The organism is Micromonospora maris AB-18-032, from assembly GCF_000204155.1.
Taxonomy (GTDB): domain Bacteria; phylum Actinomycetota; class Actinomycetes; order Mycobacteriales; family Micromonosporaceae; genus Micromonospora; species Micromonospora gifhornensis.
In genome coordinates this window covers 4,220,766-4,236,143 of record NC_015434.1, presented here as the reverse complement: position 1 = coordinate 4,236,143, position 15,378 = coordinate 4,220,766, and the positions used below count along the sequence as shown (strand labels likewise).

14 protein-coding genes are annotated in these 15,378 nt (G+C 72.5%); 12 read left to right on the top strand and 2 right to left on the bottom strand.

Going from position 1 to position 15,378, the window contains the following annotated elements:
- The first annotated feature begins 1 nt into the window (after nucleotide 1).
- From VAB18032_RS30190 to VAB18032_RS18730, 7 genes are all read left to right on the top strand, one after another.
- The gene (locus VAB18032_RS30190; RefSeq protein WP_148272310.1) at nucleotides 2-910 is read left to right on the top strand and encodes a hypothetical protein; all 909 of its coding nucleotides are present in this window, start codon (nucleotides 2-4) and stop codon (nucleotides 908-910) included.
- Nucleotides 911-1,033: 123 nt separating this feature from the next.
- Nucleotides 1,034-2,269, top strand: coding sequence for an ergothioneine biosynthesis glutamate--cysteine ligase EgtA (egtA, locus tag VAB18032_RS18755; RefSeq protein ID WP_013734464.1), 1,236 nt, complete (start codon nucleotides 1,034-1,036; stop codon nucleotides 2,267-2,269).
- Complete coding sequence (egtB, locus tag VAB18032_RS18750; protein WP_013734463.1) at nucleotides 2,266-3,603, top strand: ergothioneine biosynthesis protein EgtB; 1,338 nt, start codon at nucleotides 2,266-2,268, stop codon at nucleotides 3,601-3,603. Before egtA ends, egtB begins: the two co-directional genes overlap by 4 nt.
- A gap of 10 nt (nucleotides 3,604-3,613) precedes the next feature.
- On the top strand, nucleotides 3,614-4,405 hold the full coding sequence (gene egtC, locus VAB18032_RS18745) for an ergothioneine biosynthesis protein EgtC (protein ID WP_050814631.1): 792 nt from the start codon (nucleotides 3,614-3,616) through the stop codon (nucleotides 4,403-4,405).
- A complete protein-coding gene (gene egtD / locus VAB18032_RS18740) occupies nucleotides 4,402-5,367 on the top strand; it encodes an L-histidine N(alpha)-methyltransferase (protein WP_013734461.1) in 966 nt (321 codons plus the stop codon). The genes egtC and egtD overlap by 4 nt, the downstream gene beginning before the upstream one ends.
- A gap of 261 nt (nucleotides 5,368-5,628) precedes the next feature.
- Nucleotides 5,629-6,216: a TMEM165/GDT1 family protein gene (locus tag VAB18032_RS18735; protein WP_013734460.1), complete on the top strand. Its 588-nt coding sequence runs from the start codon at nucleotides 5,629-5,631 to the stop codon at nucleotides 6,214-6,216.
- 51 nt (nucleotides 6,217-6,267) lie between these two features.
- Entirely contained in the window at nucleotides 6,268-6,633 is a 366-nt protein-coding gene (locus VAB18032_RS18730) for a DUF1622 domain-containing protein (protein WP_013734459.1), read from the top strand.
- Nucleotides 6,634-6,649: 16 nt separating this feature from the next.
- On the opposite strand, the gene nhaA is transcribed toward VAB18032_RS18730, so the two are convergent.
- Nucleotides 6,650-7,978 carry a Na+/H+ antiporter NhaA gene (gene nhaA / locus VAB18032_RS18725; RefSeq protein ID WP_013734458.1) on the bottom strand — a complete coding sequence of 443 codons (1,329 nt, stop codon included), beginning with the start codon at nucleotides 7,976-7,978 and terminating at the stop codon, nucleotides 6,650-6,652.
- 359 nt (nucleotides 7,979-8,337) lie between these two features.
- On the opposite strand from nhaA, the gene VAB18032_RS18720 reads away from it, so the two are divergent.
- Nucleotides 8,338-9,795, top strand: coding sequence for a tyrosine-protein kinase domain-containing protein (locus VAB18032_RS18720; RefSeq protein WP_013734457.1), 1,458 nt, complete (start codon nucleotides 8,338-8,340; stop codon nucleotides 9,793-9,795).
- On the opposite strand, the gene VAB18032_RS18715 is transcribed toward VAB18032_RS18720, so the two are convergent.
- The gene (locus tag VAB18032_RS18715; protein ID WP_013734456.1) at nucleotides 9,776-10,330 is read right to left on the bottom strand and encodes an arsenate reductase/protein-tyrosine-phosphatase family protein; all 555 of its coding nucleotides are present in this window, start codon (nucleotides 10,328-10,330) and stop codon (nucleotides 9,776-9,778) included. The two genes, VAB18032_RS18720 and VAB18032_RS18715, sit on opposite strands and share 20 nt — an antisense overlap.
- A 159-nt stretch (nucleotides 10,331-10,489) precedes the next feature.
- On the opposite strand from VAB18032_RS18715, the gene VAB18032_RS18710 reads away from it, so the two are divergent.
- The 4 genes from VAB18032_RS18710 (at nucleotide 10,490) to VAB18032_RS18695 (ending at nucleotide 15,343) form a co-directional block, all read left to right on the top strand.
- A complete protein-coding gene (locus VAB18032_RS18710; RefSeq protein WP_013734455.1) occupies nucleotides 10,490-11,749 on the top strand; it encodes a glycosyltransferase family 4 protein in 1,260 nt (419 codons plus the stop codon).
- Nucleotides 11,750-11,917: 168 nt separating this feature from the next.
- Nucleotides 11,918-13,612 (top strand): DUF4012 domain-containing protein, encoded by a 1,695-nt coding sequence (locus tag VAB18032_RS18705; protein WP_013734454.1) that lies wholly within the window; start codon nucleotides 11,918-11,920, stop codon nucleotides 13,610-13,612.
- Between the two features lie 13 nt (nucleotides 13,613-13,625).
- On the top strand, nucleotides 13,626-14,261 hold the full coding sequence (locus VAB18032_RS18700; RefSeq protein ID WP_013734453.1) for a hypothetical protein: 636 nt from the start codon (nucleotides 13,626-13,628) through the stop codon (nucleotides 14,259-14,261).
- Between the two features lie 164 nt (nucleotides 14,262-14,425).
- The gene (locus VAB18032_RS18695; protein WP_013734452.1) at nucleotides 14,426-15,343 is read left to right on the top strand and encodes a hypothetical protein; all 918 of its coding nucleotides are present in this window, start codon (nucleotides 14,426-14,428) and stop codon (nucleotides 15,341-15,343) included.
- The last annotated feature ends 35 nt before the right edge of the window (nucleotides 15,344-15,378 follow it).

The following is a 15,378-nucleotide window of genomic DNA, read 5'->3' as shown; positions in this document are numbered from 1 at the left end:
CGTGAGGGGACTACGGATGTACCTGCGGCGGTTGGACGGCACCGGAGTGCCGACCGACCACGACCATCTGCTCGACGCCGCGCGTGAACCACGCCCCACGGCCGCACCGTCCGGCTCGCCGGATCCCCTCGCCGGACTGCTGCGGGCCGCCGCCGCCCCGCCCCGCCCCGGGGAACTCGCCGGTGAGGAGGAGGCCCTCGCCGCCTTCCGGGCCGCCCGGCAGGCCGGCCTGACCCCTCCGGTGTCCCGCCCCACGCGGCGGCGGCGGTTCACCGCCGGCGTCGTGGTCTGGATCGCCGGGGTGGCGGCCACCGCCACCGCCGGTGCCGCCCTGGCGGCGGTACGGCTCGACTGGCCGCACGAGCGGTCGGCACCGCCGTCGACCCCGATCACCCGCCCCGTCGCGCCGTCGCCCAGCGCAGCGGGCGGGCAACCCGATCGGGGTGGCGTCACCCCGTCCCAGGACGGGCCCGGTGCCGCCCCCACCGCCACCGGTGGGGTCACCCCCGGCGTCAGCGTCGAGCCGACCGCGGGCGCGCCGGATCCGACGTCGGCGCCGCCGACATCCGAACCGCCGCAGTCGCGTGAGCCGACGGTGGAACGTACGGTGCAGGCCGGCCCGGGCAACTCCGACAACACCGCCGACCGGCCGGGGCTCTGCAAGGCCTACCTGTCGAAGTCGGAGCGCCAGCGGGAGAAGGCGCTGAGGACCCCGGCGTTCAGCGAGTTGGTGGTCGCGGCCGGCGGCGCCGACAACGTACTGGCGTACTGCCAGGCGGTGCTGGCCGAGACCGACCCGGAGTGGCTGGCCAAGCACGGCCCCGCTGCCGGCTCCGCCGCCAGGTCGATCGACCCGGCGGGCCTGTTCCCTGGCCGCTATGCGGAGGAATTCCCCTTGACGCTCGGTTGAGGCCTGCTAGACAGAAGGTGGCGGTCCACCGGTCCACCGATGTCACCGGTACGGGCTACCGTGACAGGGCTGAGCCGGCATTGCCGAAAGGAGCCGTTGCATGGTGCCGATGGGAGCCATTGCATGGTGATGTCACCGGAGCTGGACCGGGTCCGGGAGTTGCGTGACCGCGCCGCGGCCGCCCGGCACCTCGCCCGGATCTGCTTCAAGACCGGTCCACCGACCTACACCGGCGTCGAGCTCGAATGGACTGTCCACGATGCCGTCGACCCGGCCCGCCCCGTCGACGCCGAGCGGCTGCGCGCGGCGCTCGGGCCCTACAGCCCCACCACGTTAAATCCGACCAGCCCTGCGCTGCGACTGTTGCACGGCGGCGCGGTGACCGTCGAACCGGGTGGCCAGGTGGAGATCTCCACCCCACCGCGCGCCTCCCTGGCGGCCCTGATCGAGGCCACCCAGTCCGACATCGACCAGGTCGCCCGCCTGCTGGGTGCCGCCGGTCTGCGGCTGGGCCGCACCGGAATCGATCCCTACCGTCCGCCCGGAGCGCTGCTCGACACTCCTCGCTACCGCGCCATGCGTCTGGCCTTCGACAGGCGTGGCCCGGCCGGGCGGACGATGATGTACGCCACCGCGGGGCTGCAGGTCTGCCTGGACGCGGGCGAACCGGGGCAGGTGGCGGCCCGCTGGGCGGTGGTGCACATGATCGGGCCACCACTGCTGGCCGCCTTCGCCACCTCCGACAGGCACGCCGGCCGGGACACCGGATGGGCCTCGGCGCGGATGGGCGCGTGGCTGCGCATCGACCCGGCTCGCACCGCAGCGGTCTGGGATCCCGGCCGACCCGACCAGGATCCGGTCGCCGCCTGGACCGCGTACGTGCTCGCCGCGCCGTTGCTCTGCGTCCGCGATCCCGACGGCGACTGGACCGCGCCACCGGGCGTCACCTTCGCCGACTGGCTCGACGGGGCGCTGCCCCGACCACCCACCATCGACGACCTCGACTATCACGCGAGCACACTCTTTCCGCCGGTGCGCCCGCGTGGCTACCTCGAACTGCGCTACCTGGACGCCCAGCCGGGCCGGGACTGGACCCTCCCGCTCGCGGTGCTCGCCGCCCTGCTCGCCGACGCCGCGACGGTCGAGTCGGCCGTCGCGGTGGCGGCGCCGGTGGCCGACAGGTGGCAGAGCGCAGCCCGGCACGGCCTGGGCGACCCGGCCCTGGCCTCGGCCGCCGCCGCCCTGTTCGACCTGGCCCGGGCGGCACTGCCGCGGCTCGACCTGCCGGCGGAACTGCACGACGACATCGACCGAGGGCTGCGCCGACGGCGGGCCGCGGCACGAAGGAGGCAAGGGTGACCCACACCGTGACCGAAGGGGCGGACGCCGAGGCACTACGCAGCCGGATCGCCGCGGAACTGGAACGCACCCGGGCCCGGACCGCCCTGCTGACCGAGGTGGTGGACGACGCCGACCTGATGCGCCAGCACTCGCCGCTGATGTCCCCGCTGGTGTGGGACCTGGCCCACGTGGGCAACCAGGAGGAACTCTGGCTGGTGCGTGACGTCGGTGGCCGGGAGCCGGTGCGGTGCGACATCGACGACCTGTACGACGCCTTCAAGCAGCCCCGCCGGGACCGCCCTTCGCTGCCGCTGCTGCCCCCGACCGAGGCGCGGGCGTACGTGGCCACCGTCCGGGACAAGGTCTTCGACCTGCTCGACCGGGTCGCCTTCGACAGCCGTCCACTTGTCGCCGACGGCTTCGCCTTCGGCATGATCGTGCAGCACGAGCAGCAGCACGACGAGACCATGCTCGCCACCCACCAGTTGCGGTCCGGGCCGGCGGTGCTGCAGGCGCCGCCACCACCCGAGCCGACCGTACGGCCCGCCGGGGAGGTGCTGGTGCCGGCCGGACCGTTCGTCATGGGCACCGACGCCGACCCGTGGGCACTGGACAACGAGCGTCCCGCCCACCGGGTAGAGCTGCCCGCGTACCTCATCGACGCCGCGCCGGTGACCAACGGGGCGTACGCCGAATTCATCGCCGACGGCGGGTACGACGATCCACGCTGGTGGAGCGAGCAGGGCTGGCAGCACCGTCAGGAGGCCGGGCTGAGCGCGCCGCTGCACTGGCGGCGCGACGGCGACGGTTGGGCGTACCGACGTTTCGGCCGGTGGTCCCCGGTCCGCGCCGACGAGCCGGTGGTGCACGTCTGCTACCACGAGGCACAGGCGTACGCCACCTGGGCGGGCAAGCGGCTGCCCACCGAGGCGGAGTGGGAGAAGGCGGCCCGCTGGGATCCGGCCACCGGCCGCTCCCGGCGCTACCCGTGGGGCGACGACGACCCGACCTCGGCGCACGCCAACCTGGGGCAGCGGCACCTGTGGCCGGCACCCGTGGGCGCCTATCCGGCCGGCGCCTCGCCGCTGGGCGTGCACCAGCTCATCGGCGACGTGTGGGAGTGGACCTCGACCACGTTCCGGGGCTACCCGGGCTTCGTCGCCTTCCCGTACCGCGAATATTCGGAGGTCTTCTTCGGCGACGACCACCAGGTGCTGCGGGGTGGCTCCTTCGGCACGGACCGGGCGGCCTGCCGGGGCACGTTCCGCAACTGGGACTACCCCATCCGGCGGCAGATCTTCAGCGGCTTCCGCTGTGCCCGCGACGCCGACGCCGAGCAGGCCCGCCGGTGACGGTGGGCTGATGTGCCGCCACCTGGTCTACCTGGGACCACCGGTGACCCTGCGCGAGGTGCTCTTCGATCCGCCGTACTCGCTGCTGCGTCAGTCCTGGGCCCCCCGCGACATGCGCGGCGGGGGGACGATCAACGCCGACGGGTTCGGTGTCGGCTGGTATCCGGGCGACGGCCCGCCGGTGCGGTACCGGCGGGCGCAGCCGATCTGGAGCGACCCGACCATCGCCGACCTCGCGGCGGTCACCTCGACCACGGCGGTGCTGGCCGCGGTGCGTTCCGCCACGGTCGGCATGGCGGTGATCGACGGGGCCGCCGCCCCGTTCACCGAGGGCCGGTGGCTGTTCAGCCACAACGGCGTGGTGCGCGGCTGGCCGGACTCGATGGTGCCGCTCGCCGCCGAGCTACCCGTACGCGACCTGCTCACGCTCGACGCGACGACCGACTCGGCGCTGCTGTGGGCGTTGGTGCGGCACCGGCTGCGCGCGGGCGTCGCGCCGGAGCAGGCGGTCGCCGAGACGGTCACCCGGGTCGCCGCGGCCGCCCCCGGTTCCCGGCTCAACCTGCTGCTCACCGACGGGCACACGGCGGTTGCCACGACCGTCGGGCACGCGTTGTCCCTGCGGACCACACCCGCATCGGTGCTGCTCGCCTCCGAGCCGCACGACGACGAACCGGGCTGGCGAGAGGTGCCGGACGGCCAGCTCGTCCGGGCCACCGCGACCACGGTGCGCCAGCGGGCGCTCGCCGGGCCCTGCACCACCGGGACGAACCGACAAGCATCACCGAAAGGAAGCAGATGAGCGCCGAACCGTTGGAGATACACCTGGACGACCGGGACGTCGCCGACAGCCTGCGTCGGGACGTCCGTGTGGGGCTGAGCGCCGAGGCGAAGTGGCTGCCCCCGAAGTGGTTCTACGACGCTCGGGGCAGCGAGCTGTTCGACGAGATCACCCAGCTGCCGGAGTACTACCCGACCCGGACCGAGCGGGCCGTGCTGGCCGAGCACGCGGCCGAGATCGCCGAGTTGACCGGCGCGAAGACGCTTATCGAGCTCGGGTCCGGGTCGTCGGAGAAGACCCGGCTGCTCCTGGACGCCTTCACCCGTCGGGGCGGTCTGGGCACCTTCGTCCCGCTGGACGTGTCGGTCAGCGCGCTGCGCGGCTCCACCGCCGCGCTCGCGGCCGACTACGCCGGGCTGCGGGTACGCGGCATCGTCGGTGATTTCACCCGTGACCTGCATCGGCTGCCGGCCGGTGGGCGACGGCTGGTGATCTTTCTCGGTGGCACCATCGGCAACCTGTTGCCGGCCGAGCGGGCCGAGTTCCTGGCCCGGATGCGGGCCGCTCTGGAGGTGGGGGACTGGTTCCTGGTCGGCACCGACCTGGTCAAGGACCCGTCGGTGATCGTGCCCGCGTACGACGACGCGGCGGGGGTGACCGCCGAGTTCAACCGCAACGTGCTGCGGGTGCTCAACCGGGAACTCGGTGCCGACTTCGATCCGGAGGCGTTCGACCACGTCGCGCTCTGGGATCCGGAGCAGGAGTGGATCGAGATGCGACTGCGGGCGCAACGACCCATGCGGGTCCGGGTGCTGGACATGGCTGTCGATTTCGCCGCCGGTGAGCAGTTGCGGACCGAGGTGTCGGCGAAGTTCCGCCCCGAGGGGATCGCCGCCGAACTGGCCGCGGCCGGGTTGCCCGCGTACCGGTTCTGGACCGACCCGGACGGCCTGTTCGGGGTGACCCTGGCCCGTGCCGACTGACTCCGTCCGAGCCGGTGCCGCGACCCGTCCGCCCGGGCTCCCGCCGTCAGCCACCCCACCCGGTCGTCCGACCGTGGCGGGGTCGGCTAGGCTGGGCGCAGCGAAGGGGAGTAGCCCTCAACATCGTGGTCGACATACTGGTGCGTTCCGCATCCGGCCACGAGGCCTCGCGCAGCGAGGCGGGCGAGACCTTCGACCAGGCTGTACAGCCGGGTCGAGGGCATCCCCGTACCTCCTCCCGGCCTGATCCGGAAGGACGTCATGGAGGGGTTCCTCGTCGCGCTGGCCGTCAGTTTCGGCGTGATCTTCGTTGCGGAGCTGGGAGACAAGTCCCAGCTCATGGCGCTGGCTTTCGCCACCAGATATCGCACCATGCCGATTCTGATCGGCATCACCGTGGCCACCGCCGTGGTGCACCTGGCCTCGGTGGCCATCGGGTACGGCCTCGGCTCGGCGCTGCCGACCGGCTGGATCTCGCTGCTGGCGGGTGCGGCCTTCATCGGCTTCGGGTTGTGGACCCTGCGGGGTGACAGCCTCACCGAGGAGGACAAGCGCAAGGCCGCCCGGGGCGGCAAGTCGGCGGTGCTCACCGTCGGTGTCGCGTTCTTCCTCGCCGAACTCGGCGACAAGACGATGCTCGCCACGATCACCCTGGCCACCCAGTACGGCTGGTTCGGCACCTGGGTCGGTTCGACGGTCGGCATGGTGGCCGCCGACGCGCTCGCCATCATCGTCGGCCGGTTGCTCGGCCGGAAACTGCCGGAGCGGACCATCAAGTACGGCGCCGCCGCGCTGTTCGCGATCAGTGGCATCTGGTTGATCATCGACGCGCTCAGCGAACTGCTCTGAACGGCCGCCCCGGCACCGACTACCCGGGTGCCGGCCGGGTAAGGCGCCGAGGTGGACGTCGCGGGGGTGCTCGACCGCGGTCACCAGCTGGTGGTGACCGCGGTCGAGTTCGTCGGCGTGGTGGTGATCGTCGCCGGGGTGGCCTGGGCGGTGCGGCAGTTCCTGGTCGACGGGCTGCGGCACCGCGACACCGCGATGTTCACCCGGATCCGGCTGACCCTGAGCCGGTTCCTCGTGCTGGGCCTGGAGTTCCAACTGGCGGCGGACATCCTGCGGACCGCCCTGTCGCCGACGTTCGGGCAGATCGGTCAGCTCGCCGCCGTCGCGGCGATCCGTACCGGCCTGAACTACGTCCTGCGCAAGGAGATCGAGCAGGGACAACAGCAGGTCGACAGGCGCCGGGAAGCGGCCCGATGATCGGGGCGCGGGAGGCTCAGTCGCCGGGCCGCTGGTAGACGTCCGGCACGCCGTCCTGGTCGAGGTCGACCTGCTCCTTGAGGGCGATCATCCGGTAGACCCGGTTGCGGCGGACCAGGACCACGCTGGCCAGCAGCGCCGCGATCAGCGATCCAGTCAGCACCGCGGCCTTGACGTTGGCGCCCGCCTCGCTCCCGGCACCGAACGCCAGTTCGCCGATGAGCAGCGAGACGGTGAACCCGATGCCCGCCAGCAGCGACACACCGAGCAGGTCCGACCAGGTGATGTCCTCGTCGAGTCGGGCCCGGGTGAACCGGGCCAGCAGGAACGTGGAGCCGAGGATGCCGACCGTCTTGCCGACCACGAGACCGAGCACGATGCCGATCACGATCGGATCGCTGACCACCGCACCCAGGTCGGCGCCGCGCAGCGAAACCCCGGCGGCGAAGAACGCGAACACCGGTACGGCGAAGCCGGCCGAGACCGGTCGCCAGGTGTGTTCCAGGCGCTCCGCGAGGCCCGGCACGGGGCGGCCGTCGCGGCTCCTGCCGGCGAGCACCGGCACGGTGAAGCCGAGCAGTACGCCGGCCACCGTGGCGTGCACGCCGGAGGAGTGCACCAGGGTCCAGGCGATCAGCGCCAACGGGATGAGCGCCCACCACCAGGTGCGCCGCCGCTGCACGAGCAGCGCGAACAACGCGATGGGCGCGACGGCGCCGAGCAGCGGGAGCAGGTTGAAGTCGTCGGTGTAGAAGATCGCGATGATGGTGATCGCGAGCAGATCGTCGACCACGGCCAGGGTGAGCAGGAAGGCACGCAGCCCCTGCGGCAGGTACGCCCCGATAACCGCCAGTACGGCAAGCGCGAAGGCGATGTCTGTCGCGGTGGGGATCGCCCAGCCACGCAGCCCTTCGCCACCGGCGGTGAAGTTGACGGCGAGGTAGATGAGCGCGGGCAGCGCCATGCCGCCGACCGCCGCCACGACCGGCAGCGCGGCCCGGCGTGGGTCGCGTAGCTCGCCGGCGACGAACTCGCGTTTGAGTTCGAGGCCGACCACGAAGAAGAAGACCGCCAGCAGACCGTCGGCGGCCCAGGTGGCGAGGTCGAGGTCCAGGTGCAGCGTCGAGCCGCCCGGCCACGGCACCCATCGCCCCAGCTCGGTGTAGGCGTCCCCCCACGGGGAGTTCGCCCAGATCAGCGCGATCACCGCACCGACCAGCAGGAGGACGCCGCCGACGGTCTCCGTACGCAGGACGTCGGCGAGGAAGCGGGCCTCCGGCCAGGAGGTGCGGGAGAAGAGGCGGCGCACGCCGCGGTGTGGCGGGCGTGGGTTGTGGTCGGTCATGCGCGGATTCCACCTGTCGATCGGGGCGTAACGGTCTCATCGCCGACCAGACTTCCCGGCACACCGGCCACGACCTTATCCCCTGGCGACGGCGGGCGCGAGGGCGGCGAACGGGCGACACCACCCGGCAGCCGCTCGTCGATGTCTCCCTGCGGAAACCGCATCTTTTCCGGCGCGAGGGCGATTCCGACGGACGCTCGGTCCGGTTGGACAGTGGGGGAGCGGGTCACGGCCAGGAAAACGCCTAACTCCGGACACAGGCCACATAAGCCGCTTTAATGGTTTCACGAGATTCGGTCGACCTTGGGGGTTTTCGTGAAGTTCTTTGGCGTTACCGGGCCGATCCGGAGGCGTGCCTGATGGACCTGTTGCGCCAGCTGCGCCTCGTGCGGCAGCACTGGTGGATCGTCCTGGTCACCGTCATGGTGGCGCTCGGGGTGACCGCCTTGATCACGGTCCGGGCGCAGCCCCGCTACGTCGCCTCGGTCACCTTCTTCGTCACCACCCCGAGCCAGGGCGTCACCGACGCCTACCAGGGCGGCCTGTTTCTCCAGCAGCGGGTCAAGTCGTACGCCGAACTGCTGACCAGCGACCGCCTGGCGCAGAGTGCCGCCGCCGATCGGCAGGTCGGGCTGACCGCCGAGGAGATCCAGCGTCGGGTCAGCACCTCCACCGAGAACGGCACCGTGCTGCTGCGGGCCTCGGTGACCGACACCGACCAGGCGCGGGCGCTGCGGGTCACCGAGGCGCTGTCGGCGAACTTCGTGGAACTCGTCCAGAAGGTCGAGGCCAAGCCGGACGGCTCCGCCGGTCCCATCAAGATCGAGGTGGTCAGCGGACCGCGCGTCACGCCCAGCCCGGTCTCCCCGCAGCCGGTCCGTAACACCGTCATCGGGGCCCTGCTCGGCCTGCTCGCCGGTGTCGGCCTGGCGGTGCTGCGCGGGATGGCCGACGTCCGGTTGCGCGACGCCGCCGCGTTGCGGCGGGTCACCGGCAGCCCGTTGCTCGGTGAGATCCCGCTGGACGGCAGCGCCCGGGTGGCCCCGCTGATCGTCGGGGACGCCGCGACCTCGGCCCGCGCCGAGGCGGTCCGCAAGCTGCGGACCAACCTGCGCTTCGTCGACGTGCACGAACCGGCCCGGGTCATCGCCGTCACCAGCGCCCTGCAGGGGGAGGGCAAGACCACCCTGTCGTGCAACCTGGCGATCGCCCTGGCCGAGGCGGGCTGGCGGGTGCTGCTGGTCGACGCCGACCTGCGTCGGCCCAAGGTCGGCCACTATCTGGGCGTCGATTCCGGGGTCGGGCTGACCGACGTGCTGGTCGGCGACGTGCACGTCGGCGACGTGGTGCAGCGGTGGGGCGACAAGTCCCTGCTCGTACTGCCCAGCGGCTCCGCACCGCCCAACCCGAGCGAACTGCTCGGCTCCAAGGCCATGTCGGATCTGCTGCTGGCGCTGCGCGAGTCGGCCGACATCGTGATCATCGACACCGCCCCGCTGCTCGCGGTCACCGACGGTGTGGTGGTCGCCGTGCAGGCCGACGGTGCGCTGCTGGTCAGCCAGCAGGGGCGTACCTCGCGGGCGCAGGTGGCCGCCGCCGCCCGGGCCCTGCACTCGGTCTCCGTCCGGCTGCTGGGCTGCGTGCTCAACATGGCGCGAGTGCCCAAGACCGACGCCTACCAGTACGAGGCCTACCGAGTGGTGACGGACACCGCGTCGACGGCGGCAGCGCGCTCCTCGGCCGGCCGGCACGCCGAGCGTCGAGGCCCTGCCGAGCCGGTCGACCACACCCAGGAACTCACCCGGCTGTCCCGATGAGCACCGCCAGTGGTCGCAGGGACCGTTCGATCTCCTCCGCGCAGCGCCGGAACTGCTCAGGCGTGCCGGTGACGGGGTCGGGCAGGTCGTCGGCGTCGCCCGAGGCGGGTTGCAGCCGCGCCCGAGCCAGCGTGGCGGCGGTCACCGCGGCGGCCAACGGATCATCCTGCTCGGTCAGCGGCGGCTCGACGGCCGCGGCGAGGCGGCCGAACTGGCGCAGGGTGAATGTCCGATGCAGCGCGGCCGGTGCCATCGCGGTACAGACCGAACGCTGGCGCCGGGTCGCCGTCAGCACCAGGACCGCGTCGGTGAGGTGCTCCGGCGCCAGCCGTCGGGTGCGGAAGCTCTCGGGATCCGCACCGGCCTCGGCGACGACGGCCGCCGCGTACGGGTGCATGGCACGTCCCGCCACCGCGTCCGTGCCGGCGCTGGCCACGGTCACCGGCAGCCCGGCGAGCATGCGCCGCGCGGTGTACTCGGCCATCGGTGACCGGCACAGGTTGGCGTGGCAGACGAACAGAACTCCGTTGACCATCGGGAACCCTCTCGACGAGGCGGTCGCACAGGCTGGCGCCGCAACGAAGGACGGCCGCCACCGGCACCCGTCCCAGGAGGGGTTGCCGGCATCGTACGCAGCAGCGGTGCCCCTCGTCGCGGACGCCGCGCCGGATCGGGCGGGGGCGGGGGTGTCCCGGTGCGCATCGGCATCCTGAGCTACCACTTTCCGCCCGAGCCCGCGTTCATCCCGGGCAGCCTGGCCGAGGAACTGGCCGCGCGCGGCCACGAGGTGCGGGTGCTCACCGGGTTTCCGGACTATCCCGGCGGTCACGTCTACCCGGGCTGGCGGCAGCGCTGGCGGCACGAGACCCGCAGCCGCAACCTGACCGTACGCCGGGTGCCCCGCTACAGCACGGGTGACGGGGGTGTCCGACCCCGGATGGCGTCCTGGCTCTCCTTCGCCGCCAGCGCCGGGCTGGTCGGGCGACGCTACCTCGCCGACGTGGACGTCCTCTACGTCCATCAACCGCCGGCGACGGCGTTCGCCTCGGCGACGCTGCTGCGGCTGCTCGGCCGGATACCGGTCGTGCTGCACGTGCCGGACGTGTGGGCGGAGCAGGCGCCGGACGACACCGACGACGGCCGTTGGGCGGCCCGGGTACGCGCCGCCATGACCAGGACCTACCAGGCGGCCAGCGCGATCGCGGTGAGCACGCCGTCGTTGCGTGACGCGGTGGTCGCGGTCGGCGCCGATGAGGCCCGGGTCGAGGTGGTGCTCAACTGGACCGACGAGCGGATCTTCCGGCCCGCGCCGGCCGGCTCGGCCGCACGGGGACTGGTCCGCCGCGACGAGCGGTGCGTGGTGATGCACGCCGGCACCATCGGCGCGCGGCAGGGGCTGGAGACGGCGGTACGGGCGGCGGCAGCGCTGCAGAACACCATCGATCTGGTCCTGGTGGGCTCGGGTGCGCACGAGCGGCGGGTGCGGGGGCTCGCCGCCGAGCTGCGCGCCGACAACATCCGCTTCGTCGACCGGCGTTCGCCGTTGGACATGCCGGAGCTGTACGCGGCCGCCGACTATCAGCTGGTCATGCTGCGGGATCTGCCGGCGCTGCGCAGCACCGTGCCGGACAAGCTCCCGGCGGCCCTGTCCTGCGCGGCACCTGTGGTGGCCTCGGCCGGCGGCGACACCGCCACGCTCGTGGAACGAGCCCGGGCGGGACTGTCCTGCCCGCCGGAGGACTGGGCCAGCCTGGCGGACCGGTTCTGGCTCGCCGCGCAGATACCCCCGCCCGCGCGAGCTGAGATGGGCCGCCGCGGCCGGGAGGCGTATCTGCGGGAGATGTCGCTGCCCGGGGGCGTTGATCGGATCGAGCGACTCCTGCGGGAGGCCGCGGTGGGCGGTTCCCGTGGTGGAGCGGATCTGTCGAAGCCAAAGCTCATTCGGGCTGAATGAGCGATTAACGTCGCAAAACGGTCACTACCTGTTAGAACTATGGTGCCTTCTGTCCAAATCGCTGGGAGTGAGGTAAGTGTGACGGACAGTGAAAGTCCGCGTCGGCGGCGGAGTCGATCCCGCCGACGGCGGCGTGCCCGACTGCGTCGCGTCCTACTCACCTCGCTGGTGGTCACCTCGTTGGTGCTCACGCTCGGCGGTTGGGTGGGGTTCCGGGCCTGGCAGGCCCGGGCCCACCTGGTCAACGCCGCCGGCCTGGCCAGCGAGTTGAGCAGCCACCTGGTCGGCGGGGACACCGCCCGCGCGCAGCGCACGCTCGCCGCGTTGCAGGAGCAGTCGGGCGCGGCCCGCCGGGCCACCGGCGACCCCGGCTGGTGGCTGGGCCGGCAGGTGCCGTACGCCGGTGCCAACCTCTCGGCCGTACGGCAGATCTCCATCGCCATCGACGACCTGGCCCGGCAGGCCTTTCCGGCGCTGCTGGAGGTCGACCTCGGCGGCCTGGTGCCCCGCGAGGGCCGGCTGGACGTCGCCGACCTGCAGGCTGTCGCCACCCAACTGGCCGAGGTCGACGCATCGGTACGGCGCACCCGGTCGGACCTGCTCGCCATTCGCGACGATCGGCTGATCGGCCAGGTCCGCGAAGCGGTGGTCCGGCTGCGGGGCGAGATCGACCGGCTCGCCGACCTGACCTCCGCCGCGGACCGGGCCGGCCGGCTGCTGCCGCCGTTGCTCGGGGCCGACGGCCCACGCCGCTATCTGCTGGTGTCGCAGAACCTGGCCGAGTTGCGCGCGACCGGGGGCATGTTCGGTGCGTACGCCCTGATCGAGGCGAACAAGGGTCGGCTCAGGATGGGCTCTCAGGGCAGTTCGGCGGGCCTCGGGTCCTTCGCCAAACCGCTAAAGGTGCCGACCGAGGTGAGGTCCCTCTGGGGCGAACTGCCCGGCATCTATCCCGCCGACGTCAACCTGAGCCCGCACTTCCCGACCGCTGCCGCGCTGTACCGCGACATGTACCGCCGTAGCGCGCAGGACACGGTCGACGGGGTGCTCGCCGTGGATCCGGTGGCGCTGTCGTACCTGTTGCGGGTGACCGGCCCGGTCCGGGTGCCCGCCGGGGTCGAGTTGACCGCCGACAACGCGGTGAAGACGCTGCTCAGCGACACCTACCAGCGGATGGAACCGGCCGAGCAGGACGCCTTCTTCGCCGCCGCTGCCGGCTCCGTGTTCGACGCCCTGTTTGAGCGGAAGATTCCCCCGAGTGGGTTGCTATCGGCATTTGACCGTTCTGTGGCAGAACGCCGGATATTGTTCTGGAGTGCCCGTCCGGAGGAACAGCGGACGTTCGGCGACAGTCGGATGGCCGGGACGCTTCCGGAACAGGACGCGGTGCCGACGGTCGGCGTCTTCCTCAACGACGGCAGCGGCGCGAAGCTCGGCTACTACCTCCGGCAGAGCGCCGACCTGGCGGTCGGTGAATGCCAGGGCGAGGGCCGCCGCGAACTGAGCCTGCGGGTGACGATGCGCTCCACCGCACCGTCCTCCGGGCTCAGCGACTCGGTCCTCGGTCTGGCCAGATCGGGGGACCCGTACACCGTCCGCACCCTGGTCTCGGTGTACGCGCCGGCCGGCGGGGCGGTGCTCGACATCCGTCTCGACGGGGACGAGACCGTGACGGCCACCGGCACCGAACGGCGTCGGCAGGTGGCCACCGTGAACGTCGAGATCGGCCCGGGCGGGAGCAAGACCCTGGAGGTCTCCCTGCTCACCGGCAAGACGGACAGCGGAGATGCCGAGCTGTGGCTGACCCCGACGGCTACCCCATGGACCACCCAAGTTGTTACCGCACCTAGCTGTTCACAGTAGGAGGGAACGAGAAATGCGGCTATCCCGCATCATCATGGCGCTCACGGTCGGTCTGGCCGTAGTGGCCGTGCCGGCCGTGGCGGGGGCGGCGCAGCCGCAGCCGTCGCCATCGCCCACCGTCACCGATCCGCCTCAACCACCGCCGTACCCGCCGAACCTGGTGACGACGCTGACGGTGAACCGGCCGACCATCTTCCTCGGCGAGACGGTGATCCTCACCGGCCGCAACTTCGGGCCGAACGAGACGGTCGACATCGTGGTCACGGCCCAGCCGCTCGCCGCGCCCGCGGCCGGCACCGCACGTCGCAGCGACGGCAGCACGGTCGCCATGACACCGGTGGCCTTCCAGGCGGCCGCAGTCGACCGCTTCACCGCCCGGACGAACGCCGCCGGCGTCTTCACCCGGCGGTACACGCCGAGGGTGACCGGTCTGCTCACCTTCACCGCCACCGGGCGCGAGTCGGACCGCAGCGCCTCGACCGAGCTGCGGGTGCTGCACAAGAAGAAGCCGCACCTGCCGGTCACCGGCAGCAGCCTGGGCACCCCGATGAAGGTCGGCGGTGGCCTCGTCGCGGCGGGCGGTGTGATGCTGCTCGGCGCGATGCTCTGGCGGCGGCGCAACCGCTTCGGGGCGGGTGGCGCACGCTGATCCCGCACTCCGGGCAGCGCCCGGACGCGCCGTAGCCGGTGCCCGTCGGACCTCTCCGGCGGGCACCGGCCGTCGGCTGTGCGACATTCGACCTCGCCGTTGGCTGATCCGACCAGCCCTCTGCTGCGTGTCTGCTGGTAGGGGACCGTGGAAGGGGACGTGGCATGGGCGAGCAACCGCAGGGCGCGGACTGTCCGACAACCCCGCAGCCGGCGCCGGTGGCCGGACGACCGGCGGATCCGGCCGTGAGCGACGCGGAGTCCGGCGATGCCGGGCGGACCTTCTCGGCCGGGGCGCGGCTGCTGGCCGCCGCCGCGGTGCTGGTGCTGGGGCTCGGCGCGAGCGCGGTGGTGGTGATCCTGTCCGATCCACACCGGCTCGGTCGGGTGTTCACCGGCGAAGGCCCTCAGCCGCAGGTCACCGCCGAATCCTCGGGTGGGCTCGGTGGCGCGGCCCGCGCGGCGGCGCAGACCTCCGAGGAGGTTCGGACGGCGCCGCTGGCCGGCCGGGAGCGCGCCACCTTCGAGTTGGTCGACGGCGTGACCCGATTCGAGCTGCGGATGGCGGACCTGGGCCAGGAGCTGTACCGCATCACCAGCCCGGCCGAATCCGACGCGCGGCCCCGCCCGGAGTTGACCGCCGACCGGCTCCGGCTGCGGTTGCAACAGCTCGCGGACGGGCCGGGGGAGGTGAAGGTGCTGCTCAACGCCCGGGTGACCTGGCAGGTACGGATCACCGGTGGCACCACCGAACGCCGACTCGATCTGACCGGGGGTCGGCTGTCCGGTGTGGAGTTCGCCGGTGGTGCCACCCGTACCGAACTGCGGCTGCCCCGCACCCGAGGCACGGCCGTGGTGCGGGTGACCGGTGGGGTGAACGTCTTCGACGTCACGGTCGTCGGTGGCGCGCCGGTGCGGGTACGGGCCAACGCCGGGGCCGGCGACGTGCAGGTGTACGACGAGCGCCGCGACGGGGTTCCGGCGGGGACGGTGCTCGGCTCGCCGGAGTGGGATCGCTCGGTCGACCGGGTCTTCCTGGACCTGGTCGCCGGGGCACACCTGGTCACCGTGCGCCGGGGGTGACGCCGGTCGGGCCACGTCGAGGACGAGGTGGGTCG